21 protein-coding genes and 2 tRNA genes are annotated in these 25735 nt (G+C 70.3%); 11 read left to right on the top strand and 12 right to left on the bottom strand.

Annotation, left to right across the window (positions count from 1 at the left end):
• Positions 1-122 precede the first annotated feature (122 nt).
• The 4 genes from BM360_RS18670 to BM360_RS18655 are packed head-to-tail and all read left to right on the top strand — an operon-like array spanning position 123 to position 4538.
• A complete protein-coding gene (locus BM360_RS18670) occupies positions 123-1442 on the top strand; it encodes a DUF459 domain-containing protein (protein ID WP_093317170.1) in 1320 nt (439 codons plus the stop codon).
• Positions 1439-2803 carry an SGNH/GDSL hydrolase family protein gene (locus BM360_RS18665; protein ID WP_242653570.1) on the top strand — a complete coding sequence of 455 codons (1365 nt, stop codon included), beginning with the start codon at positions 1439-1441 and terminating at the stop codon, positions 2801-2803. The genes BM360_RS18670 and BM360_RS18665 overlap by 4 nt, the downstream gene beginning before the upstream one ends.
• Positions 2804-4213, top strand: coding sequence for an MBOAT family O-acyltransferase (locus BM360_RS18660; RefSeq protein WP_093317168.1), 1410 nt, complete (start codon positions 2804-2806; stop codon positions 4211-4213).
• A gap of 10 nt (positions 4214-4223) precedes the next feature.
• Positions 4224-4538, top strand: a complete 315-nt coding sequence (locus BM360_RS18655; RefSeq protein ID WP_093317165.1) for a hypothetical protein — start codon at positions 4224-4226, stop codon at positions 4536-4538.
• Positions 4539-4577: 39 nt separating this feature from the next.
• Here BM360_RS18655 and BM360_RS18650 read toward each other — a convergent pair whose 3' ends face one another.
• Positions 4578-5222, bottom strand: a complete 645-nt coding sequence (locus BM360_RS18650; protein WP_093317163.1) for a cell wall hydrolase — start codon at positions 5220-5222, stop codon at positions 4578-4580.
• A gap of 308 nt (positions 5223-5530) precedes the next feature.
• On the opposite strand from BM360_RS18650, the gene BM360_RS18645 reads away from it, so the two are divergent.
• Together BM360_RS18645 and BM360_RS18640 are read left to right on the top strand one after the other, a co-directional pair.
• Positions 5531-6730 carry an AI-2E family transporter gene (locus BM360_RS18645; RefSeq protein WP_093317161.1) on the top strand — a complete coding sequence of 400 codons (1200 nt, stop codon included), beginning with the start codon at positions 5531-5533 and terminating at the stop codon, positions 6728-6730.
• An 80-nt stretch (positions 6731-6810) separates the two neighbouring features.
• Positions 6811-6887 (top strand) — tRNA-Asp (locus tag BM360_RS18640).
• Positions 6888-7273: 386 nt separating this feature from the next.
• On the opposite strand, the gene BM360_RS18635 is transcribed toward BM360_RS18640, so the two are convergent.
• A tRNA-Thr gene (locus BM360_RS18635) sits at positions 7274-7348 on the bottom strand.
• A 43-nt stretch (positions 7349-7391) separates the two neighbouring features.
• Between BM360_RS18635 and BM360_RS19725 the strand changes: the two genes are divergently transcribed.
• Positions 7392-7565: a hypothetical protein gene (locus BM360_RS19725; RefSeq protein ID WP_165611322.1), complete on the top strand. Its 174-nt coding sequence runs from the start codon at positions 7392-7394 to the stop codon at positions 7563-7565.
• A gap of 140 nt (positions 7566-7705) precedes the next feature.
• Here BM360_RS19725 and BM360_RS18625 read toward each other — a convergent pair whose 3' ends face one another.
• Together BM360_RS18625 and BM360_RS18620 are read right to left on the bottom strand one after the other, a co-directional pair.
• Entirely contained in the window at positions 7706-8308 is a 603-nt protein-coding gene (locus BM360_RS18625) for a glutathione peroxidase (RefSeq protein ID WP_093317155.1), read from the bottom strand.
• On the bottom strand, positions 8305-10116 hold the full coding sequence (locus BM360_RS18620; RefSeq protein ID WP_093317152.1) for an aminopeptidase P family protein: 1812 nt from the start codon (positions 10114-10116) through the stop codon (positions 8305-8307). The genes BM360_RS18625 and BM360_RS18620 overlap by 4 nt, the downstream gene beginning before the upstream one ends.
• An 80-nt stretch (positions 10117-10196) precedes the next feature.
• Here BM360_RS18620 and BM360_RS18615 point away from each other — a divergent pair, with 80 nt between their 5' ends.
• Positions 10197-12323, top strand: coding sequence for a S9 family peptidase (locus BM360_RS18615; protein ID WP_423228919.1), 2127 nt, complete (start codon positions 10197-10199; stop codon positions 12321-12323).
• Positions 12320-12715 carry an acyl-CoA thioesterase gene (locus BM360_RS18610; protein ID WP_093317150.1) on the top strand — a complete coding sequence of 132 codons (396 nt, stop codon included), beginning with the start codon at positions 12320-12322 and terminating at the stop codon, positions 12713-12715. The genes BM360_RS18615 and BM360_RS18610 overlap by 4 nt, the downstream gene beginning before the upstream one ends.
• On the opposite strand, the gene BM360_RS18605 is transcribed toward BM360_RS18610, so the two are convergent.
• The 5 genes from BM360_RS18605 to BM360_RS18585 all read right to left on the bottom strand — a co-directional run bounded on the left by BM360_RS18605 (position 12716) and on the right by BM360_RS18585 (position 21796).
• Positions 12716-14782 (bottom strand): EAL domain-containing protein, encoded by a 2067-nt coding sequence (locus BM360_RS18605; protein WP_093317147.1) that lies wholly within the window; start codon positions 14780-14782, stop codon positions 12716-12718.
• 49 nt (positions 14783-14831) lie between these two features.
• A complete protein-coding gene (locus tag BM360_RS18600) occupies positions 14832-15542 on the bottom strand; it encodes an alpha/beta hydrolase (RefSeq protein WP_242653569.1) in 711 nt (236 codons plus the stop codon).
• Between the two features lie 72 nt (positions 15543-15614).
• Positions 15615-18905: an error-prone DNA polymerase gene (locus BM360_RS18595; protein ID WP_093317145.1), complete on the bottom strand. Its 3291-nt coding sequence runs from the start codon at positions 18903-18905 to the stop codon at positions 15615-15617.
• Positions 18906-18924: 19 nt separating this feature from the next.
• On the bottom strand, positions 18925-21108 hold the full coding sequence (locus BM360_RS19980; RefSeq protein WP_242653568.1) for a Y-family DNA polymerase: 2184 nt from the start codon (positions 21106-21108) through the stop codon (positions 18925-18927).
• On the bottom strand, positions 21029-21796 hold the full coding sequence (locus BM360_RS18585) for an ImuA family protein (RefSeq protein WP_093317142.1): 768 nt from the start codon (positions 21794-21796) through the stop codon (positions 21029-21031). The genes BM360_RS19980 and BM360_RS18585 overlap by 80 nt, the downstream gene beginning before the upstream one ends.
• 118 nt (positions 21797-21914) lie before the next feature.
• Here BM360_RS18585 and BM360_RS18580 point away from each other — a divergent pair, with 118 nt between their 5' ends.
• The gene (locus BM360_RS18580; RefSeq protein WP_131819305.1) at positions 21915-22094 is read left to right on the top strand and encodes a hypothetical protein; all 180 of its coding nucleotides are present in this window, start codon (positions 21915-21917) and stop codon (positions 22092-22094) included.
• The gene (locus tag BM360_RS18575) at positions 22094-22324 is read left to right on the top strand and encodes a hypothetical protein (protein ID WP_093317137.1); all 231 of its coding nucleotides are present in this window, start codon (positions 22094-22096) and stop codon (positions 22322-22324) included. Before BM360_RS18580 ends, BM360_RS18575 begins: the two co-directional genes overlap by 1 nt.
• 162 nt (positions 22325-22486) lie before the next feature.
• Here the strand turns inward: BM360_RS18575 and BM360_RS18570 are convergent, their stop codons facing one another.
• The 3 genes from BM360_RS18570 to BM360_RS18560 are packed head-to-tail and all read right to left on the bottom strand — an operon-like array spanning position 22487 to position 25679.
• Positions 22487-23287 carry an EcsC family protein gene (locus BM360_RS18570; protein WP_093317135.1) on the bottom strand — a complete coding sequence of 267 codons (801 nt, stop codon included), beginning with the start codon at positions 23285-23287 and terminating at the stop codon, positions 22487-22489.
• Entirely contained in the window at positions 23284-25341 is a 2058-nt protein-coding gene (locus BM360_RS18565) for an NAD(+) synthase (RefSeq protein WP_093317132.1), read from the bottom strand. The genes BM360_RS18570 and BM360_RS18565 overlap by 4 nt, the downstream gene beginning before the upstream one ends.
• A complete protein-coding gene (locus BM360_RS18560) occupies positions 25338-25679 on the bottom strand; it encodes a hypothetical protein (RefSeq protein ID WP_207544646.1) in 342 nt (113 codons plus the stop codon). Before BM360_RS18560 ends, BM360_RS18565 begins: the two co-directional genes overlap by 4 nt.
• Positions 25680-25735 lie beyond the last annotated feature (56 nt).

Here is a 25735-nt window from a genome sequence, read left to right as displayed (position 1 = left end):
GCCAAGCCGATTCGCGCGCCGCTCGACAGCGCCCGCCGCGCGGCTTAACGCCCGCGGTTCAGCCGGGCGACAGGCGCCGCGGCCGAACATTTCGACAGCGGCGACGGGCGGACGACAGCAAGATGAAGCCATGGTTGGCGGTGGTGGATCGGACCGCCGTGCTGTTCCTCGGGATCGCCGCGGGCGTGCTGATCGGTCTCTCCTTCAAGGATGAGGCGCCTGCGCCGCTGCCCGGCCTGCCCGCGCCGCAGGGGGTGGAGCCCGGCACGCTGCCACCACCGCCCAATGGCCCCGCCGCACCCGGCCAGACACCCGCTGAGACGCCGACCGCGCCTGCCGCCCCGCAGGCCGCGCCAGAGGTGGCGGCGGTGCTGGGTGCGCGGACTGCCGCCGGCCAGCAGCTGTTCGAGACGGTCAGGACCGACCGGCCGGTCCGCGTCGGCGTGTTCGGCGACAGCTTCGGCGACGGCGTGTGGTCGGGCCTCAACCGGCTGCTGCCGGCCAAGGACGGCTACCGCGTCATCAAGTACAGCCAGCAGGCGACCGGCTTCACCCGCTACAAGAGCCTCAACCTCGAAAGCCACGCCGCCGCGCAGCTGGGGCAGGGGCCGCTCGACATCGCGGTCATCTCCTACGGGGCGAACGACACGCAGGGCGTCTACACGGGCAATGGCCGCGCCGCCGCGCTGCTGACACCGGCCTGGCAGGCGGAGATCGGTGCGCGCGTCGAGCGCTTCGTCGCGCTGCTGCGCGCCCATGGGGCGCAGGTCTATTGGGTTGGCCTGCCGCGGATGCGCAAGACCGCGTTCGACAGCGACATCCAGCGGATGAACGCCTTCTACACGGCGAAGATGGCGCAGCTGGGCGTGCCGTTCATCGATACGCGGCCCTTCTCGTCCGACGCGAGCGGCGCTTACGCGGCCTATCTGCCCGATCCCAAGGACGGCCACCGCGTGCTGATCCGCGCGGACGACGGCATCCACATGTCGATGAACGGCTATGTCTGGATCACGCGCAGCCTGGCGCAGCGCATCCGCGCGCTGGTCGATGCGGCGCGTCAGGTGGCGAGCGGCCAGCCCATGGCGGCACCCGTGGCCCCCGCGCCTGCCCCGGTTGCGATCGTGCCCCCGGCGCCGCCCCGGCCGGAGCGCCCCCGTCCCGAGCCCGCGCGCGTCGAACCCGTCCGCAGCGAGCCTGTGCGACCGGCGCCTGCGCGCGCCGAACCGTCACGACCCGAGCCGAGCCGGACGGAGCCGCCCCGCGCCGAGCGTGTCCGTGAGCCGAGCCGCACCGAGCCGGCCCGCACCGAACGGCCGCGCGACCCGGCCCGCGCCGAGCCCGCCCGCACCCCACCGAGCCCGACCCGGCGCCTGCCGGAGCCATCCTTCGATCTGACGCCCGCCGATCTCGGCCAGGCACCCGGCAATGGGAGCGACAGGTGAAACGCGCGATCCCGCTCCTCGCCGCCGCCGCTCTCGCCGCCCCTGCCGCGGCAGCGCCCTGCACCGGGCCGGCCTGCAATCTCGATCTGCTGCGCCCGGTGCTCGCCCGCGTCGCCGCCGCGCGGGGGGCGCGGGGCAGCCGCCCGGTCCACATCCTCCAGATCGGTGACAGCCATACCGCCGGCGACGCGGTAACCGGCGGCTGGCGTGAGCTGTTGCAGGCGCGCGGTGGCAGCGGCGGACGCGGCGTGCTGGCGGCGGGGCGGCCCTATGACGGCTATCTGACCCGCGGCGTCACCGCCAGCATGTCGCCCGGCTGGTCGATCGCCGCAGGCTTCGGCCGTGGCTCGGCCAGCCCGCGGCCGGCCATCGGCGTGTCGGGGTTCAGCCTCACCTCCACCCGGCCGGGCGCGACCCTGGGCCTCGTCGCCGAGCCGAACATGATGTTCAACCGCGTGACGATCTGCGCGCTGGCGAACCCGCAGGCGGGCGCGCTGATCCTGCGCGTCGGCAACGAGCCCGAGCAGCGTCTCGACTTCGATTCGCCCACTGCCCGCCCCGAATGCCGCACCGTCGAGACCTCCGCCCCGCAATCGCAATTGCAGGTGACGGCGGAGGACGATCCGGTGACGATCACCAGCTGGGCCACGTTCCGCGACGATGGCGGCGCGGTGCTCTCCAACGTCGGCATCGTCGGCTCGCAACTCGTCCATTTCGGCCGTGCCGACGATGCGGTGGTGGCGGAGGAGCTGCGCGCCTACCGGCCGGACATGATCGTCCTCGCCTTCGGCACCAATGAGGGCTTCACGCCGACGTTCAACGCCTTCTCCTACGAGGTGACGCTCCGCACGCAGATCGGCCGGCTGCGGCGGCTGGCCGGTAACGTGCCGATCCTGCTACTGGGCGCGCCCGACGCGCTGACGCGCAACACCGCGCTTCAGGCCAATGCGCCGGGCGCGCCGCTCGATTGTCGCGTCAGCTATCGCCCGGCAGTGGCGGCAGCCCCGCCGCCGGCTGCCGACCCCTTTGCCGACGCGATCGCCGGCTTCGCCATGCAGGCGCGCGCGGAAGGGGAGGCGCCCGCAGCGCCGCCACCTGCGCAGCCGGCCCCCACGCCGCCGTCCTCCCGCCCGCTCTTCGCGCCCCCTGCGCTGGCGCAGGTGCGCGCGATCCAGCGCAAGATCGCGGGCGAACTGCGCGTCGCCTACTGGGACTGGCAGGCGCGCATGGGCGGCGGCTGCGCGGCGGCGAAGTGGGTGGCGGACGGGCGGATGCGCGGCGACTTCATCCACTTCAAGTCGCAGGGCGGGCGCGACATCGCGCGGCTGCTCCAGGCCGATCTGGACGCGGCGGCGCGCTAGATGCTGTTTCCCACGCTCACCTTCGGGCTGTTCTTCCTTGTCGTCTTCACCGCCGCCTGGGCCGCGCGGGACAATGAGTGGCGCAAGATCATCCTGCTGCTCGCCAGCTGGGTGTTCTACGGCGCCTGGGACGGCCGCTTCGTCGCGCTGCTGATCGGCTCGGCGGTGCTCAACTGGGGCACGGCCGCGCTGATCGCGCGGACCGATCCGGAGGCGCTCGGGCGGCGGAAGGCGCTGCTCACCTGGGGCGTGATCGCCAATCTCGCGATCCTCGGCTTCTTCAAATATTACGGCTTCTTCCTCGAGCAGCTGGGCGATCTGCTGCGCGCCGGGGGCGTGGAGCGCGATCTGCCGCTGATGCAGGTGATCCTGCCCGTCGGCGTCTCCTTCTTCACCTTTCAGGGCATCAGCTACGTCGTCGACGTCTACAAGGGCCGCGTGCCGCCCGCCGGGCTGCTCGACATCACCCTGCTCATGTCCTTCTTTCCGCATCTCGTCGCCGGGCCGATCGTGCGTGCGGCGGACCTGGTGCCGCAATTCCAGGCACGCCCGCGGCTGGAGCGGGGCATGGTCGCGATGGCTCTGTGCCTGATCGTCTGGGGCCTGTTCAAGAAAGCGGTGATCGCCTCCGAGCTGGCAACCGGCTTCGTCGATCCCGTGTTCAACGATCCGGGCGCGCACGGCGCGGCAGACCTGATCGTCGCGGCCTATGGCTATGCGGTGCAGATCTACTGCGACTTCTCGGCCTATTCCGACATGGCGATCGGCTTGGCCGCTTTGCTCGGCTACCGCTTCCCGCGCAATTTCGACCAGCCCTATCGTTCCGCCTCGCTCCAGGAGTTCTGGCGGCGCTGGCACATCAGCCTGTCGAGCTGGCTGCGCGACTATCTCTATATCGACGCGCTCGGGGGGAACCGCGGCGGCGTGGCCTATATCTGCCGCAATCTCGCGATCACGATGCTGCTCGGCGGGCTGTGGCACGGCGCCAAGTGGACCTTCGTCATCTGGGGCGGCCTGCACGGGCTGGTGCTGGGCGCGGAGCGGCTTTGGCGCGAATATCGTCCGCAGGGCTGGCCGGGTCTGCCGCGCTGGCTGACGATCCTGTTCACCTTCCACATCGTCGTGCTCGGCTGGATCTTCTTCCGCGCGCCGACCTTTGCCGATGCTGCCGCCTACCTGGCGGGTTTCGGTCGCGGCTGGGGAGCGCTTACCGCCACGCCGCTGGCGCTGGTGCTGATCGCCTTCGGGCTGGCGATGCACTTCGCGCCGCCCCGGCTGATGCCGGCCATCGCGCTCCAGCTCCGCCGCCTGCCGGCAGCGGCCGCCGGGCTGGCCGTCGGCGTCGCCATCCTGATCATCGATGCCATGCGCTTCGAGGGCGTGGCCCCGTTCATCTATTATCAGTTCTGAGGGCAGCGGCATGGCGCGACGCGATGAGGAGTTCCCAGTCGACCTGCCCGGCCACACCGTGCTCGGCGGCCATCCGCTGCGTTGGGCGAGCGGCGCGATCGCCACCGCGACCCTGTTCCTGGCGGCGACCAACGCCGTTGCGATCGATGGCTGGGCGGCGGAGCTGGAGCCAACCCCCGCCGTCGCCCGGCTGAACGCGGCGACGGCCTGGTGGCGCGCGGCGACCGACCGCGTGGGGCTGGGTGCCCCACGCGCTGCGCTGCATACCGAATGGAAGAAGGCCGAGGCCGCGCACCTGCCGGGCCAGGCCGCGGCGGAGGAGTGACGTCCGCCCGCTGACCCGCCTTAGGGCGGTGCAGCAGCCTCAGCGGTAGAAGATGTGATCCCCGAGTGTCGCGACGCGCTGGCGGCCGCGGAAGAAGCTCGTCGGCGCTTGATAGGCGGCGTGGTAGAACAAGGCACCGGGGGCGACCGGATCGGCCGCGCCCTCCAGCGCCTCACGCGACACAGCGACCGCGGTCGCCCAGGCGGCGCCTTCGCGGGCCGGCTCATAGGCGGCGGTGTTGAAGAACTGGCCGGGCTGGTTGACGACGCCGCAGACGCTGTCGGCGAAGCGGCCGGTGCGGACGCGCGCCATGATCAGCTGGGCAACGGCAAGCTGGCCGGCGCGCGGCTGGTTGCGCGCCTCGTGCACGATCACCTTGGCCATGCAGACGAGATCGGCGTCGGACGCGCTGGCACGCTGTTCGGCATCGCCCAGATCGACGCCCGTGACGACGCTGTCGCCCGCCAGCAGCGCGGGCAGGGCATCGTCGGCGAGGCGGAGGGTGGCGCGGGTTGCGGCGGCATCTGCGGTGGGCAGGGCGGCGGCGGGGAGCAGGCCGGCGGCGAGCGACTGGGCATCAGCGGCTTCGGCCATGAAACTGAGGGTCGCCGGGATCGCCACGAAGGCGGCAAGGGCCGCGAGGCTGGCGAGCGGCTTGGCATTCTGTCGACGCGCGGTGCGCATCCTTCACTCCGGATATGCGCCAACGCTGCCCCGCGCGCGTACGCAACCAATGCGCGCGGATGACGTTCACGTCTTGTCGTGTAAGGGCTGGAGTTGGTCTAGTCGTGCCCCAACGACCGGATGCCGTCCGTTACGGGCGCGCATCGCAGCGATGCAAATGCCCCGCGATGAACGGAGGCGGTGCCGCGCCCGCTTGAGCAACATTCGCGCAACGAAGACGATGAACAGGGCATTTCTTAGCCCGACTCGCCTGCCGAAGCCGCGACGCCGTGCTAGATCGGGTGCACCTCGAACGAATCGCGCCCGTCATGACCTTGCCTGCCGATCCACAGCCCGATCTTGCCCACCTCTCGCCCCTGATCGCGGACTCGCACGAGAGTGCCTTCCGCCGTGACCGTCTGCTGGCGGCGCTGACGCTCATCGCCGGGCTCGGCCTTGCGCTTGCGGTGCCGTTCGCACTCCGCTCTGGCGCGGAGTTCTTCCTGCCGGTCACCGCCGCTCTGGTGATCGCGGTGGCGCTGGTGCCGGCGCTGGAGTGGCTTGAGCGGCGGCGCGTGCCGTCCGGCATTTCGGCGCTCCTCTGCGTGCTGCTGTTCATCGCCGTGGCCGTCTTCGCGATCGGCTCGATCGTGGTGCCGGCGAGTGACTGGTTCCGCCGCCTGCCGACGCGCATCGGCCTGATCCGCGACAATCTCTCGCCCGTGCTGGAGCTTTATTCCAGCCTCGAGCGGTTCATCGACGATACGGTGAAGATGGTCGCCCGCACGCCGGCGGCCGCGCGGCGGACGGTGGTGGCGGAGACGCCGACCTCCCTGATCGATATCCTGACCACCGCCGCGCCTTACGCGATCGTGCAGACCTTCTTCGCCATCCTCGTCATCTTCTTCTTCCTGTCGGGCTGGACGCGGATGCGGCGGCGGACGATCACCAGCCGCGGCAGCTTCTCCTCCGCCATGGCGACGGCGCGGGTGATTCAGGAGGTGGTGGACCGCACCTCGGCCTATCTGGCGACGATCACCGTCATCAACATTTCGCTGGGCGCCGTGCTCGCCTTCGCGCTGTGGATGCTGGGCATGCCGTCGCCGCTCATGTGGGGCGGCATCGTCGCGCTGGCCAATTACATCCCCTATTTCGGGCCGATCGCCTCGGCGCTGCTGCTGGCGCTGGGCGGGCTGATGACCTTTCCCGATCCCTGGTATGCGCTGGTGCCCGCCGCCGTGTTCGTCGCGCTGCACCTCGTCGAGGCGAACGTCCTGACGCCGACCCTGGTCGGACGGCGGCTGACGATCAGCCCGCTGCTGATCCTCGTCGCCTTGAGCTTCTGGGGCTGGGTGTGGGGGACGACGGGCGCGCTGCTGGCGGTGCCGCTCCTGATCATCCTGAAAACGGTGCTGGATGCGGCGGGAAAGCCCGATATCGCCGGCTTCCTGTTCGAGGACGGCACGCTGACCAAGACGATGCACGAGGATGCCGCCGCCGATCCGCGCGGGCGCCGATCGACAGATTGATCGCCCTCCCACGCGAAGGCTGTTGACACCACCTCGCGGCTCGCATAGTCGGCGCGCCTCGCACAGCCGGGACGGCGAATGCGGGTGTAGCTCAGTTGGTTAGAGCGCCGGCCTGTCACGCCGGAGGTCGCGGGTTCGAGCCCCGTCACTCGCGCCACCCCCCAGAGGGTCGGCGGCTGTAGGCAGAGATTTCGACAGCTCCGGATCAAGTAATTGGCGAGCCTTTGCGGCCCGCTGCTGGGTCTCTTCGAGCGCGCCTCGCCGAATTCGGCTCCGTTCGCTTTGGGCCTGCCGGTCTGAGCAGGGCAATGGGGGCGCTGCTGCGAAAAGCTCAGCACGAATGGGCACAGCCGCGCTTAAGAGGACAAAGTGGACACCTAGAGGCCCTTGTCCGGTAAGGCTGTAGGACGGACAGGCGCTGCCCTAGGGTATTGCATGAAAATCGATGTGGGGGCGGCGCGCGCGGGCTGAGAAGGAACCGGCCCGGTTCCTAATCGCGCATTTCCGACATCACCAGCGGCGCCATGGCCGGGGCTGGAAAAATGGTGCTGCCGGTGAGGATTGAACTCACGACCTCAGCCTTACCAAGGATGCGCTCTACCACTGAGCTACGGCAGCACGACGGACTTGTCCGCGAAGGTCCGCGCCTATGGAGAAAGCGGTGGGCGAGGTCAACCCACCGCGATATTCGGTGACGATGAGCAAGGACGATCCGGAACGGGAGCGCCGGCTGGCCGAGGCGCTGCGGGCGAATCTGCGGCGCAGGAAGGCGCAGGCACGGGAGGCTGACGCGGCGGGGGAGCAGGCGGCAGCAGAGCGGTCAGCGGAGAGCTGAGTCGCCGCCGCGGCATGGGTGGGGTGCTGAAGGCGAGGCGGGGTGCTCTGCCGACCGAGGCCCTGCGCCGGGGCGACGGGGAAAGGCGAGCAGGTGATCCAGCCGCCCCCATCAATCGCGGGACGGCTGGATCACGCTGTTCAGGCGCGCTGTTTCAGCGCGGCTTCGATCGCTTCGTGCAGCTTGGGATCGGACGGGTCGGTCATCGTGCCGAACGGGGTCACGCGACGGCCGTCGCGGCCGATCAGATATTTGTGGAAGTTCCAGCGCGGCGTGTTGTCTCCGCCGACCTTGGCCGCCGCCCAGCGATAGATGGGCAAGGCGCCCGGGCCGACCACCGGCGCCTTCTCCGCCATGGGGAAGCGGATGCCGGTGGTGTTGCAGTGATCGGCGATTTCCTTGTTGGACCCGTATTCCTGGTCCTTGAAGCTGCCCGATGGCACGCCGATCAGCACGAAGCCGCGCTTCGCATAGGTGTCCTGCAGCTGCTGGAGGCCGGCAAACTGCTTCTTGAAGCCGCAGAAGCTGGCGGTGTTGACCAGCAGCACCACCTTGCCGCGATACTGGCTGAGCGGCATCGGCGCGCCGTCGATCGCGGTCAGGCGGAAATCCCATGCGGTCAGCCGCGCGGCCTGCGCCGTCGGCAGCGGCGGGGTGGGCGGCGTCTTCGGGAACTGGGCGTAGCCAACGGCGGCGCCGGCCAGCACGAACCCTGCAATCCCCAGTGCGATACTGCGCTTCATCGACCCTGTTCCCCCTCGATCGGCGCGCACGCCGCGTTCAACCAGACGCGCACATCCTTCGGCACCAGCGGACCGATCAGGCGCAGCACGTCGGCATGATACCCATCGAGCCACGCGCGTTCCTGCGAGTCGAGCAGGCCGAGATCGACAAGCGTGCGGTCGATCGGCGCGAAGGTCAACGTCTCGAAGCCGAGGCAGGCCTTCTCCGCGCCTGCGATGTCGCGCGGGGCGACCAGCACGAGGTTCTCGATGCGGATGCCATAGGCGCCCGTCTTGTAATAGCCGGGCTCGTTGGAGAGGATCATGCCCGCGGCCAGCGGCTCGTCCCCGCCGGCGAAGCCGGAACCGCCGGGCGCGATGCGTTGCGGCCCTTCGTGCACCGACAGATAGCTGCCGACGCCGTGACCGGTCCCGTGCGCATAATCGAGGCCCGCCGCCCAGAGATATTGGCGTGCGAGCGTATCGAGCTGGCTGCCGCGCGTGCCCGCCGGGAAGATGGCGCGGGCGAGCGCGATATGGCCTTTCAGCACACGGGTGAAGCGATCCTGCATCTCCGCCGTCGGCGCGCCGACCGCGATGGTGCGCGTCACGTCGGTGGTGCCGTCCTGATACTGGCCGCCCGAATCGACGAGATAGAGGCTGTTCGGCTCGATCCGGCGATTCGTCTCCTCCGACACGCGGTAGTGGACCACCGCGCCATTGGGGCCGGCGCCGGAGATCGTATCGAAGGAAAGGTCGCGCAGCTCGCCCGTCTCCGCCCGGAAGGCGCGCAGCTTCTCCTGTGCGGACAGCTCGTCCAGCTCGCCCTTGGGCGCCTCGACCGACAGCCAGTGGAGGAAGCGGGTGAGGGCGGCGCCGTCGCGCAGGTGTGCGGCCCTGGTGCCGGCAATCTCGGCCTCGTTCTTGATCGCCTTGGGCAGCACCGCGGGGTCGCGCAGCTCCAGCACGGTCGCGCCAGCCGATTTCAGCGCGGCGAAGATGGCGGAGACGGCGCGGTCCGGGTCGGCGGCGACACGCTTTCCCGCGAAGCCGGCGAGGTGGCCGGCAAAGGCGGCACGATCATGGACGCGCACGGCATTGCCGAGGTGCTGCGCCACCGTCTCGTCGATCTTCTCGGGCGCCGCGAACAGGTCGGCGGTGCCGTCCGCATTGACCAGCGCATAGGCCAGCGCAACGGGCGTGCGCTCCACATCCTGACCGCGGACGTTGAACGTCCAGGCGATTGAGTCGAGCGCGGAGAGGACGGCGGCGTCGGCTCGCTTTTCGCCCAGCCAATCGGCGATGGCGGCGCGCTTCTCGGCCGACGAGCGGCCGGCCAGCGCATCGGGCTGGACGACGAGGCGCGCGTCGGACGGCAGCGGGCGATCGGGCCACACCGCGTCGATCGGATTGGTATCGACGGCGATCAGTTCCGCGCCCTTTTCCGCCAGCGCGCGCGTCGCACTCTCGACCCAGCCCTTGGTGTGGAGCCACGGATCGTAGCCGATGCGCGCGCCGCCGGTGACGTTGCCCGCCAGCCAGTCGGCGATGCTGGTCTGCGGCACCGACTGGTAGGACCAGTGATCGGCCGACACCTGCTCGCGCACCTGGAGCGTGTAGCGGCCATCGACGAAGATGGCCGCCTGCTCGGGCAGCACCACCGCGGAGCCGGCGGAGCCTTGGAAGCCTGTCAGCCAGGCAAGGCGCTGAGCGTAGGCGCCGACATATTCGCTCATATGTTCATCGGTCAGCGGCACGACGAAGCCGTCGAGGCGGCGGCGGGCCAGCTCGGCACGCAGCGCCGCCAGCCGGTCGGCATAGGTGGACATGGGGTCCCTTCCCTCTATCTATCTGCTCCCAAGGATAGGCGCGCGGGGCCCCGGGCGCCAGCCGCGGGGAAACTCCTTGGATGCGCCTGCCGTTTGCTCTCCTGCTTGCCCTGTTTTCCAGCGAGGCCCTTTTGTCCCAGACCCTGCCGCCGCCGCCGGTTGCCGCCTTTAAACCGCACAGCTCGACCCGCCACGGCATCACCATCGAGGATCCCTATTTCTGGCTGAAGGATCAGGGCTATCCCAAGGTCGATGACCCGGAGGTGCTGGCCTATCTCAAGGCGGAGAACGCCTATTTCGACGCGGCGATGAAGCCGCACGAGCAGCTCGTCGAGACGCTGTTCGAGGAGATGAAGGGCCGCCTCAAGCAGGACGATTCGTCCGTGCCGCAGAAGGATGGCGACTGGCTCTACTGGTGGGCGTTCAAGCCGGGGGCGCAATATCGGCAGTGGTTCCGCAAGCCTGTTGGCGGCGGCGAGGCGCAGCTGTTCCTCGACGAGCCGGCAGAGGCGGCGGGCAAGGATTATTTCCGCCTGTCGGTCGCCTCCGTTTCGCCCGACGGCCGGCTGCTGGCCTGGGCGGCGGATACGAGCGGGGCAGAACGCTTCACGCTGAAGATCCGCGATCTGGCGACGGGGCGCGACATCGAGACGGTCACCGCGATCCTGAACGGCGGGGTGGCGTGGAGTTCGGATTCGCAGGCGCTCGTCTATGGCGAGGTCAACGACAATTGGCGCGTGGACCGGGCCAAGCTGCACCGGCTCGGCACCGATCCCAAGACGGACCGGCTGCTCTATTCGGAGCCGGACGACGGCTTCCAGGTGCATGTCGGCCGCACGCAGGATCGCCAGTGGATCACCATATCGGCGGGCGACAACCAGACCACCGAGGTGCGGCTGGTGCCCGCCGCCGACCCTGCGGCGGCGGCCATCCTGGTCAGCCCGCGCAAGGTGGAGCGGCAATATTCGGTCGATTCCGCCAACGGCAAATTGTGGATCCTGACCAACGACGATCACGTCAATTTCCGCGTCGCGACAGCCGACCCCAAGGCGGCCGACCGGTGGACGACGGTGATCCCCGGATCGGACCGCGTCTACCTGCGCGGCATCACCGCCTTCGCCCGGCACCTCGTCGTGCAGGAGCGGGTGGACGGGCTCGATCAGATCCGGCTGCGTGACTATTCGGGCGCCGAGCGTCGCGTGCCCTTCCCCGAGGCGAGCTATACCGCGTCGTTGGGCGGCAATCCCGAATATGATCCCGCGACCTACCGGCTCGGCTATTCGTCGATGGTGACGCCATCCACGGTGTTCGATTACGATCCGGCGACCGCGCAGCTGACCGCGCTGAAGGTGCAGGAGATCCCCTCCGGCTACGATCCGAGCCGCTATGCGACCGAGCGGCTGATGGTGCCGGCGCGCGACGGCAAGACGATCCCGGTGTCGATCGTTTACCCAAAGGGCTTCCCGAAGGACGGATCGGGCAAGGTCTTCCTCTACGCCTACGGCGCCTACGGCCATGCCATTCCGCCGAGCTTCTCGACGATCCGCCTCTCGCTGCTGGATCGCGGCTGGGCCTATGCCATCGCGCATATCCGCGGCGGCGACGATCTCGGCTATGACTGGTATCTCCAGGGCAAGGCCAAGCAGCGCTGGAACACGTTCCACGACTTCTCCGATGCGGCCAAGGGGCTGATCGCGGCGGGCTTCACCAAGGCCGGCGGGATCGCGATCAACGGCGGCTCCGCGGGCGGCGAGCTGATGGGCGTCGTCGCCAATACCGATCCCGATCTGTGGGGAGCGGTGGTGGCGGACGTGCCGTTCGTCGACGTGCTCAACACCATGCAGGACGAGAGCCTGCCGCTCACCCCCGGCGAGTGGCCGGAATGGGGCAATCCGATCACCGACAAGGCGGCGTTCGAGCTGCTGCGGTCCTACAGCCCCTATGACAACGTGACCGCCAAGGCCTATCCGCCCATGCTGATCACGGGCGGCCTCAATGATCCGCGCGTGACCTATTGGGAGCCGGCCAAGTGGGCCGCGCGGCTGCGCGCGACCAAGACGGACGACAATCTGCTGCTGCTGAAGATCAACATGGGGGCGGGCCATGGCGGCAAGTCCGGCCGGTTCGACAATCTGCGCGAGGATGCGGAAGCCTATGCCTTCGTGCTGACGCAGATGGGCGGGGCGGGGCCCGCGAGCGCCCAGTGACTCCGTTCGAGCTGACCCTCACCGCAGGCCCGGCAGACATCGACATCCTCGGCCACGTCAACAATGCGGTGTGGGTGCGCTGGATGGAGGAGGTCGCCACCGCGCACTGGCATGCGCTGGCCTATCCGGCGCATGTCGAGGCCTATGTCTGGGTCGTGACGCGGCACGAGATCGACTATCTCCGCGCGCTCGGCCCCGGCGGCACGGTGACCGCGCGGACCTGGGTGCCCGATCCGCCGCAGGGCGCGCGGATGGACCGCCTGATGGAGTTCGTCGGCGAGGGCGGCCGCATCCACGTCAAGGCGCGGACCACATGGGCGATCGTCGACAAGGCGAGCGGCCGGCCGCTGCGTGTGCCGCCGCACGTGGTGGCGCCGTTCAGCGCCGGCTGATCACGCCGCGCGGCGGGCGGGGGCGTTCAGCAGTTCGAGGTTGATCAGCTCGGCGAATTCGAGGCCGGCCTGCCCGCCCCGGCACCAGCGCAGGGTCGCCGCGATCATCTTGTCGTCGCTCAGCTCGATCAGCAGCTGCGTGCCGGGCTCCGGCACGGCGAAGTCGATTCCGTCGATCATCGCGCCGGTGGCGGAGAGATTGCGGATGCGGACCTCGCTGGTGCGATTTCCGATCTGCACGCGCGCGCGGCGCAGCACCTTCAGGCGCGGCCGGCGGCTGATCTTGTGGCCGGAGGGGGCCGGTGCCTCGCTCTGGCCGAGCTGCGCGCGCACCTCCGCGGCGGGCACGGCACGGCCATAGACATAGCCCTGGATGTGCGAGCAGCCGAGCTTCCGAATCAGCTCGATCTCGTCCTGCAGCTCGACGCCTTCCGCGGTCGTCTCCATGCCGAGCGTGTCGGCGAGCGTGACGATCGCCTGGATGATGGCGGCATTGCGGCTGCCGGGCTCCGCCGCCCCGCGTACGAAGCTCTGGTCGATCTTGATCTTGTCGAAGGGCGCGGTGCGCAGATAGCCGAGCGACGAGTAGCCGGTGCCGAAATCGTCGAGCGCGAGCCGCACGCCGAGCGACTTCAGGCGCCGGAACATCTCCTCCGACGCGGCGCCGTCGTTGAGGAAGACGCTCTCGGTGATCTCTAGCTCCAGCCGGTCGGACGGCAGGCCGGCGGCGGCGAGCGCGCTGGTGACGAGCGCGGGAAGCGCCGGATTGGCGAACTGGATGGGCGAGACGTTAACGGCGACGCGCACGCCGGCCGGCCAGTTGGCGGCCTCCGCTACCGCGGTGCGCAGCACCCATTCGCCCAACGCCTCGATCAGCCCGCAATCCTCGGCGACGGGGATGAACTCGGCCGGCGAGACGAGCCCGCGCTCTGGATGGTTCCAGCGCAGCAGCGCCTCATAGCCGGCGATCCGCCCCTGCTTCAGGCTGACGACGGGCTGGTAGGCGACGTAGAGCTGATCCTCGCGCAGCGCGACACGCAGATCGTCTTCCAGCTGGCGGCGGCTCTGCGCACCGGCGAGCATTTCGGGCCGGTAGAAACGGTGTACGCCGCGCCCGTCGGCCTTGGCGGCATAGAGGGCGAGATCGGCATTGCGGATCAGCACGTCCGAATCGTCGCCGTCGTGCGGTGCCACCGCAATGCCGATGGAACAGCCGATCGAGATGGACGAGCCCGACAGCAGATAGGCCTGCGACAGCGCCTCGATGATGGTGCCGGCAAGCGCGGTCAGCCGGTCGCGGCCGACATCGCCCGAGAGCAGCACCTGGAATTCGTCGCCGCCGAGCCGCCCGACCAGCCCCGCCTCGCCGACGCAGCGCTGGAGCCGTGTCGCCACCTGCTGCAGCAGCGCGTCGCCCGTCTGGTGGCCGAGCGTGTCGTTGACCGCCTTGAACCGGTCGAGATCGAGCAGCATCAGTGCGGTGGCACGGTAGGACAGGCGGCTGTGCGCCAGCGCCTGATCGAGCGTGGAGCGCATGCGCTGGCGATTGGCGAGGCCGGTCAGCCCGTCGAACAGCGCCAGGCGGGTGATCTCCGCCTGCGCGCGGCGTTTCTCGGTCAGGTCGCTGCCGGAGCCGACGAAACCTTGGAAGTTGCCGAGATCGTCGAACATCGGCCGGCCCGACATGGACCACCAGCGCTCCTCGGGCTGCGCCGCAGTGCGGACGGACAGATCGGTGAAGGAGGTGCGCGAGGAGAGATGGAAGTTGAGCGTGCGCTCGCTCTGCGCCGCACCGCTTTGCGACTGGAACAGGCGGGCGAGCGTCAGGCCGATGGCCGGCCCGTCGGCGACGATCCGCGCGACCTTGGCGGACAGATAGGTGATGCTGCCATCGCGGTCGGTCTGCCAGAACCAGCCGCTGCCCTGATCCTCGAACTCGCGGACCAGCACCTGCGCGAGGCGGCCCTGCTCCCGCTCCGGATCCTCCGCCAGCTGGGGTGGAAGATCGCCGCCACCGCCGAGAAGGCGGCGGAGGCCGGTGGGCAAAGCGGGGCGGGCGGATGCCATGGTGCAGCCTGTGCCCCATGGCGCGTTTCGCCCCCGTCAGGAAATCTGGTTAATGCGTGGACTCAATTCGCGCATCGAGCGCCGCCAGCACAGCGCGGATCGCCGCGGGGCTGACGATGAATCCCATATGGAGGCAATCCACCTCGATCCGGCGATCCGATTCGGCCTCGTCGCCGCGCGCGCAGGCCGGCGCGACGATGCCGTCGCGGCGCGACCAGAGGGCGATGGTCGGCACGGGCGGCTTGGGTGCGCCGTGCCGCGGGATGGGCGGTGCATCGACGGGGTGGCCGGCGACGCTTTCATACAGGCGCCACGCATTGTTGCCGCGCGGATCGCCCGAGAAGGGCGAGCCCATCGTCACCACGCGCTCGACCAGATCGGGCGTGCGGGCGGCAAGCTCGCGCGCATAAAGGCCGCCGAGGCTCCAGCCGACCAGCGCGACGGGGCGGCCGTCGCCGGCCGTGCGGATGCGATCCTCCAACGCGTCGAGCAGATGCGGGGTGACGCCGAGATTGCGGCCGAGGCCCCAGCCATGCGCATCATAGCCGGCCGCGGTGAGCGCACGGCGCAGCGCCGCGGTGCGCACGTCGCTGGTGAGGAAGCCGGGGATCACCATGACGGGGCGGCCATTGCCCGCCACCATCTCCGGCAGCGGCGTGCGCCGGACGCGCAGCCAATCCGCCAGCACGCCCGCCTCCGCCAGCATCAGGCGGAAGGAGGGCGGTCGCGAATCGGCAGACAAGGGAGCGAGCGAAGCCATCGGGCAGTATGTGACAAGCGCGTGACAGGCTTTCAAGCGCAGCCGGAGATTTCAGATCGGCGACAGGCCGGCTCAGTGGAAATCGTGGCTCGGCTGGCGGATCAGGTCCTCGGGATCGGCGCCGGTGCGGAAGGGCTTGTGATAGCTGTCGCGCACGCGGCGCTCCCACGCCTCGCGCTCGCCCGCTTTCTCGCCGCGGTCGGGTGCGCCGCCATGCGTGGCGCCGTCGCCGGGGCCGGGGCGATGGGGAAAGTCCATCTCGCCGACGCGGCGGAGCAGGTCGGTATGGTCGACCACGCGGTCGGCGATGACGTGGATCACCTGATCCTGCTTCTGCACGCGGCCGACGATGCCGATCATCGCCGCGGACAGCACGGTGCGGCGCTGCGCCTCGAATCGGTCGGGCCAGAGGATGCCGTTGGCGATCCCCGTCTCGTCCTCGATGGTGATGAACAGCACGCCCTTGGCGCTGCCCGGCTTCTGCCGGACGAGGATGATGCCGGCGACCTCGACACGTGACCCATCCTTGATGCCCAGCAGATCGGCGCAGGTGCGGATGCCGCGACGCCTCAGTTCGGGTCGGAGGAAAGCGAGCGGATGGGCGCGCAGGCTCATCTGGGTGGCGCGGTAATCCTCCACCACCTCGCGCCCCTCCGTCATGGGGGCGAGCGCGACGGCAGGCTCGCGCTCCTGCTCGCGCAGGGCGGCGGCGGCGAACAGCGGCAGCTCGGCCGCGGCGGCAAGGCCGCGCACGCGCCAGATCGCCTGCCGCCGGTCATGCCCGAAACAGGCGAAGGCATCCGCATCGGCCAGCCGTTCCAGCGTGCCCCGCGACACGCGCGCGCGCCGCCAGACATCCTCGACCGAGGTGAACGGGCCGTTCGCCTCGCGCTCGACGACGATCTTCACCGCCTCGTCCTCGGCGAGCCCCAGCGTCACGCGCAGGCCCAGGCGCAGCGGCAGGTAGCGGCCTTGGTCCCCGTCCAGCAGCCGCGTATCCCAGCCGCTGTCGTTGATGCAGGGCGGCCGCACCTCGACACCGTGTGCGCGCGCATCGCGGACGATCTGTGCCGGCGCGTAGAAGCCCATCGGCTGCGCGTTGAGCAAGGCGGCGCAGAAGATGTCGGGATGGTGGCACTTCACCCACGACGAGGCGTAGGCGATCTTGGCGAAGGATGCGGCGTGGCTCTCGGGGAAGCCGTAGCTGCCGAAGCCTTCGATCTGCTTGAACGTGCGCTCGGCGAAGTCGCGCCTGTAGCCGTTGGCCACCATGCCCTCGACCATCTTGTCGTGATAATGGGCGACGCCGCCGGTCATCTTGAACGTCGCCATCGCGCGCCTCAGCCCATCCGCCTCGGCCGGCGTGAAGCCTGCGCCGACGATCGCCACCTTCATCGCCTGTTCCTGGAACAGCGGCACGCCGAACGTCTTCTCCAGCACCGCCTTCAGCTCGGGCTTGGGATATTCCGCCGCCTCCCGCCCCTCGCGGCGGCGGAGATAGGGATGGACCATGTCGCCCTGGATCGGCCCTGGCCGCACGATCGCGACTTGGATGACGATGTCGTAGAAGGTGACGGGCCTCATCCGCGGCAGCATCGACATTTGCGCACGGCTCTCGATCTGGAAGGTGCCGAGCGTGTCGGCCTTCTGGATCATCCTGTAGGTGGCCGGGTCGTCGCTCTGCAGCGCGTCGCTTGAGAGGGTCATGTCCAGCCCGCGATGGGCGCGCAGCAGATCGAAGGCGCGGCGCATGCAGCCGAGCATGCCGAGGCCGAGCACGTCGACCTTCATGAACTTAAGCTCCTCGATATCGTCCTTTTCCCATTCGATCACCTGCCGGTCGATCATGGCGGCCGGCTCGATCGGCACGAGATCGTCCAGCCGGTCGCGCGTCAGCACGAAGCCGCCCGGATGCTGCGACAGATGGCGCGGCGTGCCGATCAGCTGGCGGGCGAGATCAAGCGTCAGCGCGATGCGCGGATCGCCGGCATCCATGTTGAGCGCCTCGACATGTTTCTCGCCGACGCCCTCGACCGACCAGCCCCACACCTGGCCGGCGAGCGCGCCGGTCAGGTCTTCCGACAGGCCGAGCGCCTTGCCGACTTCACGCACCGACCCGCGCGCACGGAAGCGGCTGACCACGGCGGTGAGCGCGGCGTGATTGCGGCCATAGGTGTTGTAGATCCACTGGATCACGTCCTCGCGCCGCTCATGCTCGAAATCGACATCGATGTCGGGCGGCTCGTCGCGGTTTGTGGAGATGAACCGCTCGAACAGCAGCTGGTGCTGCACCGGATCGATCGAGGTGATGCCGAGCACGAAGCAGATCATCGAATTGGCCGCCGAGCCGCGGCCCTGGCAGAGGATGCCCTGGCTGCGCGCATAAGCGACGATCGAATTCACCGTCAGGAAATAGGGGGCGTAGCGCATCTGCCGGACGAGCCGCAGCTCGTGCCGGATCAGCCGGACATAGTCGGGCGGGGGGCGGCCGCCGAACCGCGTGCGCAGCGCGGCGCAGGCCAGTTTCTCCAGCGCGCGCTGCGGCGTCTGGCCGGTCATCACCAGCTCGTCGGGATATTGATAGCTGAGGTCGGTCAGGCGGAAGGTGCAGCGCTCGACGATGGCGCGGGTGGCGCGGATGGCGTCGGGCACGCGGGCGAAGCGGCGCTCCATCTCCTCGACCGATTGCAGATGGCGGTCGGCGAAGCGCGTGCGGCGGAAGCCGAGATCGTCGATGGTGCATTTGTGGCGGATGGCGGTGACGACATCGTGCAGCAGCCGCCGGTCGGGCGTGTGATAGAGGATGTCGCCGGTGGCGAGCGGCGTCGCGCCGAAGCGCTCCGCCATCGCCGCCAGCGCGGCGAGCCGGGCCGCCTCGCCCGGACGGCGGCGGTGGGTGAGGCAGAGGTGTGCGCCCTTGCCGAAGATGTCGGCCATCTGCGCGAGGCCGGCCTGCGTCGCGGCATCGGCCTCCCCCGGCACCAGCGCGGCGACGAGGCCGCGATCGAGCGTGGCGACATCCTCCCAGTGGAGGAAGCATTGGCCCTTCTCGCCCGCTTTCGGGTCCGCGCGCCCCTTGCCCGTCGTCAGCAGGCGGACGAGGCGGCGCCAGCCCTCGCGATCCTCCGGCCAGACGAGCAGCGAGGCGCCGTCCATCAGGTCGAGCCGGCAGCCCGGCAGGGCGCGGATGCCCGTCGCGCGCGCCGCCACCATCGCGCGGACGAGGCCGGCGACCGAGTTGCGATCGGTGATGCCCAGCACGTCATGGCCGAGCAAAGCGGCGGCGGCGAACAGCTCGTCGCAGGACGAGACGCCGCGCAGGAAGGAGAAGTGCGTCGTTACCTGGAGTTCGGCGTAGGTCATGGCAGAGAGCGGCGATCCGCTACTGGCCGAACAGGCCGTGGAGGTGCCAGCTCATGTCGCCGGTGCGCAGGTCGGTGCCGTCGCCGCGGCGGAACAGCCAGAAGCGGCGGCCAACCTCGTCCTCCACGGCGAAATAGTCGCGCACCGCATCGGCCTCCGCGGTCGAGCGCCACCATTCGCCGTGGATGCGCTCGGGTCCGTCGGCGTGGACGACGCGGTGCAGCTGCCCCCGCCAGCCGAAGCGGACGGGCGGCTGATCGGGCAATTCGGCGATGACCTGCGTCAGGGGTTCGGGCCGGGTGAGGAGCAGCAGCGGCCGCGGCCATGAGGCAGGCAGCGGGGCGGGGCGGGCGAGCGGGCCGGCGCGGCGGGCACCGCGCTCGGGCACGTCGCTCTCGCGGCCCGTCGCGCGGTAGAGCCGGCCGGGGCCGAGCCGCGTCACCAGCATGTCGACCAAGGCGGCGAGATCGGGCGGCGCCGGCTCCAGCCCGCCGATCGCATAAGGATCGAGCCGGTCGCAGCGGGGCGCCACCAGCCGCATCGCCTCGATGCCGAAGCCGGGATCGATCGTCTCGATCCGCGCCTCCATGAGGCGGCGGAGGTGCGCCGGATCGCGCGTGCCGCGCGCGGTGCCGATCGTCGCCACCTCGTCTCGCCCGTCGACGCGGCGGCACAGCATGGCGATGCGGCGCGCACCCAGGCCGCGCGCGGTGAGCAGGTCGCACAGCTCGCCGGCGAGCTTGGCCAGCGCGGTGGCGATGGCCTCGGCGGTGAGGATCGGTTCGAGGAAGCGGCACGACGCCAGGGGCGTCTCGGGCGGCAGCACGCCCTCGATCGGCTCGCCGCGTGCGCCCAGCGCCTGCGCGATCCGGTCCGCGGTCAGGCGGCCGAAGCGGCGGACGAGCGGGGCGGACGGGATGGCGGCGAGCGCGCCGACCTGCGTCACGCCCAGCCGCCGCAGCCGCGCCTCGGCCGCCTCGTCCAGCCGCAGCGCGGTGATGGGCAGCGGGGCGAGCGCCTCGGCCTGCGCACCCGGCGGGCAGAGCGTGATCGCGGCGCCGCCGTGGCGGGCGAGCGCATGCGCCGCGCCGGGCGTGTCGGCAATGGCGATGCGCGCGTCATGGCCGTGACGGCGGAGCGTGCGCAGGATGCGCGTGGCAAAGGCCGCCTCGCCGCCCATCAGGTGCGCGGCACTCGCCTCGATCCAGAGGCCCGTGGGATCGCTGACCGCGGCGAGCGGGGTCCAGTGGCGCACGGCATGGACGGCGAGGCGGTGGAGAAAGGCCATGTCGCCCGCCGGATCGGCGTCGCGCACGTCGAGCCCCGGCACCAGCGCGCGCGCGCTGGCGAGCGGCTGGCCGGCAGCCAGGCCAAGCGCCTGCGCGGCAGGGCAGGCGGCGGCGATGGTCAGCCGCGCGCCGTCACGGATGCGGGTGACGAGCGGGGCGGGGCCGGCGGGGGCGGGTGAAGGCGCGGGCGCGGCAGCGGGGCGCGGCGGCGGCCGGTCAGGCCCGGCGAAGCGCGCGGGATCGTCCCAGCGGTGGCGCACCTCGCCGGCAATGGCGTGCGGGCTCTGCCAGAAGGCGCCTTCCAGATCGTAGCCGCACAATTCCAGCGTGGATTTGCTGGAGGGGGTGCGGCGCGTGCTGCCCGCGTCGCGATCCCAGCGCCCGCGCTCGGGCATGGTCGGGAATTCGCGCACCATCTGGCGGAGCGGCAGGCCCTTGGCCTCGCCCGCATCGCAGCTGTTCGAGCCGGAGCGCCTGAGCTTGGTCGTGTCGGCAAAGGCATGGCGCAACGCGGCGCCGCTGTCCGGCTGGAGCGGCGGATCGGACGGGCGATGGCGGGGACGGGGCTCCACGAACGGGGGATTGGCGCGCGAAGGCACCCCCTCATCCGGCGGCATGGCGCGGAACGGCATCGGCGCGGCTTCGCTGCGGCGGCCGAGCTCGCGCATCTGCGGGCGCTGGTGGAGCGGCAAGGCGGCGATCTCCGCCTCGACGCGTGCCACATCCTCCTGCCGCGTCAGCGGGGCCGCAGGGTCGGTCCGCGCCCAGCGCGCGCCGGGGCGCCAGCCGGTGACGGCATCGCCGTCCGCTGCCAGAGCCGGGGCGGGCGCGATCTCAGGCCGCTGCCGCCGTTCGGCGCGCACGATTCGCTCGGTGGCGAGGAACGGCAGGTAGAGCGAGGCGACCCGCGCCATCATTGGCCTCCACGGTCAGATCGAAGGGGTCGCCGCCGCGCTGGCGGACGAGGCGGAGGTGCCAGTGCGCGCGGCCGAGGCCGGGCACGCCGGCGGCGAGCGGCGGCGAGGGCGCGGGGGCGAGCGTCCAGCGGGTGGCAGCGGCGGAAGGTTCGACGAAGGGCTCGGGCTGGCTGCGGCGGCGGCGGCGGAGCAGCAGGGCGGGCACGCCCTTCTCCTCCGCGGCAAGCTGAAGCCGGCGGCTGGCGGTGAGGCCGGCGCGCGTCACCTCGCCGATCACCGCGCCCAGGCTCCCGTGGCGGAGCCCCTCCTCCATCACCGCCAGCACGTCGGCATCGGTGCGCGCCTCGGCATAGAGAACGCGTTCGGGCGGCAGGCCCGCCTGCTGGAGCGCGGGGGCGAACAGATCGCGCCGGGCGAGCGCCCACAGCACGGTGCCGTCGAAGCGCGCGGCGATGCCGGCCAGGAACAGGGTGGCCGCCGCCTCGTCCGCCAGATGATCCTCCGCCCCCGCCGCCTCGTGCAGCGCGCCCGCGGCGATGCCGCCATCGGCCATCCGGCCATCGATCTCGGGCAGGCCGAACGGCAGCGCCGGCACCTCCGCCAGCGTGCCGACGCGTTCGATCGCGCGAACCTCCGCACGGATGGCGGCAAGCCTTTCGGAGCGGGCGGCGGATGGGCTAGGCATAAGGGACTCGACTCACTTGTTCTTCTTATGTTCCGGTTTGCGCGGCCTCGAGTCAAGCCGCGCCGGAACGCTCGCCCTCGCCAAGCCGTTGGTTCTCCACAGTCAGATGGAGAGCGCCATGGCCAAGGGCACGATGGACGAGAGCTGGGACAAGGGCGCCGCCAACCGCGGCAAGCCCGCGCCGGCCGAGGGCAGCGGCCCGGTGACGGGCAGCGGTGCCGGGGCCGGCGGCGACGGCGCGCCGGAAGATTTCGACGGCAACGAGGACAACAAGCTCAACAATGATGGAGGCCGGTAATGGCTGAATCCCCGCAAGGCACCGCCGAGCCCGAAAAGGCGCGCAAGCAGGACGGCGCTGGCGTCAACCACCCCACGCGCGGCAGCGAGAGCAGCCGCGGCAATGCCGAGCCGCAGGCAGCCGAGGATAGCGGCCATGTCGAGCATGTCCGTCGCACCATCCAGGGCACGGCCGGGCCGATCGAGATCGAGGAGGTTTCGGGCACCGCGGCGCCGGACGGCGCGCGCTAGGCAGGTTCCAGTGCAAGAGCGGCTTGTCGCTGCCGGGCCGCACTTGCACTTCCTTCGTCACCCCGGACTTGTTCCGGGGTCCACGCCTCCGCCAGGTTGATCGGCCGCTGGCTGCGCCGCGCGGTGGATGCCGGAACAAGTCCGGCATGTCGGAAGAATGACCTAAGTCGCTCTGCTCCGCACGATCCGCTCGAAACAGGCACTCAGCGCTTCCGGATCATGCGTCCGCTCCAGCGCGCGCAGGCGGAAATGGACGTGTGCCATCGCCTGATAGTAAGCGGTGAACAGCGGGTTGATCGCCGCCCCGATGGCCGCGCCGATCAGCGGTGTCGCCTGCGCCAGCAGCTTCTCGCTGACCATCACGCCGAAGCGCGGCAGCACCGCCGCGACCGCTTGCGCGCCCACCTTGCCGCCGAGCGCGAGGCGCGCCGCCCACAGGCCGGTGTCCGCATCGTCATCGTCGCGGAGCGGCCCGCCGAGCCCGAACACGGCGATGCAGGCGCTGCGCACCGCAGGATCGGCCGGATCCTCGCCATGCTCGCGCGCAATCTCCTGGATCGAGCGGAGGATGAGCGTGGTCGTCACCGGCAGATCGACCAGGGTCGTGGCGATGCCGCCCGCGCCACCGAGCGCACCCGACACGGCAGCGGTGACGCGATGCCACTGCTCGCCCGCCGCCCAGGCGCGGGCGCGGTGTAGCCAGCCGGCGCCGTCCGCCTGCGGCTGGCTGACCGCGGCGAGGCGCCACGCCTGTTCGAGCGCGGCGGCACTCGCCGTCTCGATCGTGCCGCGCCAGCTCTCGGGCAGTCGCTCGATCACTGACCCGGCTGCGCCCGATGCCTGCGCCACCAGCCGCATCAGCGGCCCGCGCGCGCCCTCGTGCAGCGCGGCGATGGCGCGGAGTTCGGCCAGAACCTCGCCGGGCAGGCCCGCGCAGGCATTGCCCGAATCCGCTCCGCTCATAGCTGCGGGCCGTTGCGGTCCAGCTCGTCCAGCCACGCCGTCGCGGTCGAATCGGACGGGGCGCGCCAGTCCCCACGCGGGGATAGCGAGCCGCCGGCGGAAACCTTCGGCCCGTTGGGGATGGCGGAGCGCTTGAACTGCGCGGTGCGGAAGAAGCGGTCAAGGAAGGCGCGCAGCCACTTCACGATGGTGGCGATGTCGTAGGCGTGGCGCCCGTCATCGGGGAAGCCCGCCGGCCAGCGCCCGGCCTCCGCATCCTTCCACGCATGCCAGGCGAGGAACGCCACCTTGGACGGCGGCAGGCCGAAGCGGAGGATGTGGAACAGGAAGAAATCGTGGAGCTCGTAGGGGCCGATCTTGTCCTCGGTCGATTGCATCTGGCCATGCTCGTCCGCGGGCACCAGCTCGGGCGAGATTTCGGTGCCGAGAATGTCGGTGAGCAGCTCGCCCGTCGCCGCGTCGAACTGGCCGGAGGTGACCGTCCAGCGGATCAGATACTGGATCAGCGTCTTCGGCACGCCCGCATTGACCGCATAATGGCTCATCTGGTCGCCGACGCCATAGGTACACCAGCCGAGCGCCAGCTCGGAGAGGTCACCCGTGCCGATGACGAAGCCGCCATTTTGATTGGCGAGGCGGAACAGATAATCGGTGCGCAGGCCCGCCTGCACATTCTCGAAGGTGACGTCATAGACCTTCTCGCCGCGCGCGACGGGGTGGCCCATGTCGGCGAGCATCTGGTTGGCGGCGGGGCGGATGTCGATCTCAGCGCCGGTGATGCCGAGCGCGCGCATCAGCTTCCACGCATTGCTCTTGGTCGCGTCGCCGGTCGCGAAGCCCGGCATCGTGTAGCCGAGGATCGAGGTGCGCGGGATGCCGAGCCGGTCGCATGCCTTGGCCGCGACGATCAGCGCGTGCGTGGAATCGAGCCCGCCCGACACGCCGATCACCATCTTGCTGCCCCCGGTCGAGCGGAAGCGGCGGACGAGGCCGTGGACCTGGATGTTGAACGCCTCGTAGCAGTCCTGATCCAGCCGTTCGGCATTGGTCGGCACATAGGGGAAGCGGCGTTGCGCGCGCTTCAGCCCGACGTCGCGGCGGTGCGGCCGGTGATCAAAGGCGATGCGGCGATAACGGCGCTCAGGGTTATTCGCGACCACCGCATTGTCGTTGAACGTCGGCGTCCGCATCCGCTCCAGCCGCACGCGCTGGAGATCGACGTCCGCCATCAACAGCACCGGCTCCTCCGAGAAGCGCGACGACTGGGCGAGCAGCTCACCCAATTCGTGGATCGTGCCCTGGCCGTCCCAGCTGAGATCGGTCGTGCTCTCGCCCGTGCCCGCCGCCGAATAGACATAGGCGCAGATGGCGCGCGCCGACTGGGCGGAGGAGAGGAGCGAGCGTTCCGCCGACTTGCCGACGGTGACGTTGGAGGCGGACAGGTTGGCGATCAGCGTCGCGCCGGCGAGTGCGGCATAGGAGGAGGGCGGGATCGGCGCCCAGTAATCCTCGCAGATGTCGATGCCGACGACGAGATCGGGCAGGTCGCTGGCGGCGAACAGCAGGTCGGTGCCGAACGGCACGGTGTCGCCCGCGACGATTATGTCCTCGCCCTCATGCCCCGCGCCGGACGCGAACCAGCGTTTCTCATAATATTCGCGGTAATTGGGCAGGTAGGTCTTGGGCTGGACGCCGAGGATGCGGCCGCGGCTGATCGCGATCGCCGTGTTGTGCAGCCGCCCGTTGCGGCGGAGCGGCGCGCCGAGCAGCAGGAGCGGCGACAGATCGCGGCTGGCATCGCGCACCGCCGCCACCGCCTGCTCCACCGCATCCAGCAGCGCATCCTGCAGGTGCAGATCGTCATTGGCATAAGCCGAGAGGTTGAGCTCGGGATAGACGATCACGTCGACGCCGTCCGCATCGCCTTGAGCGGCGAGTTCGATCGCCGCGGCGGCATTCTTCGCCGGATCGGCGGTGGCGACCAGCGGCGTCGCCGCGGCGACGCGGACGAGGCCGTGATTGTGGATCGCCCCGAAGCTGCGCGTCTCGCTCATTTCCCGTTCTTCTCCTTACTCTTCTCGAGCGCCTTGTGCTTGGAATCGGCCCAGGTCTTGCCCGCATCGCCGCCCCACAGCAGCCAGGCGATGTAGCCGGCGGACGGATCCTTGTCGTTCCCCCACTCGTGCGTGTGCGTGTCCTTGTCGACGGCGTGACGGGCGAAATAGCTGTGCATCGACTTCACGTCGTCCGCGCCCAGCGGCTCGCGCGCGGCAAGCTGGTTGGCGCGGTTCACGCCGACATCGGTGCCGCCGCGATTGAATGCCTCACGCAGCTTCAGGCCCTTCTTCGCGGCGGCGGCCATCTTGACGGTGGGGGTGAACGTGTCGGCCAAGGCATGCTCCTGTCGCCATTTTGCGGAAGAACGTGCCGTTGCCGCTTTGGGTGCCT

It is taken from the genome of Sphingomonas jatrophae, from assembly GCF_900113315.1.
Taxonomy (GTDB): domain Bacteria; phylum Pseudomonadota; class Alphaproteobacteria; order Sphingomonadales; family Sphingomonadaceae; genus Sphingomonas_P; species Sphingomonas_P jatrophae.
The sequence above is the reverse complement of the archived record's forward strand: the minus strand, read 5'-3'. Positions and strand labels throughout refer to the sequence as shown.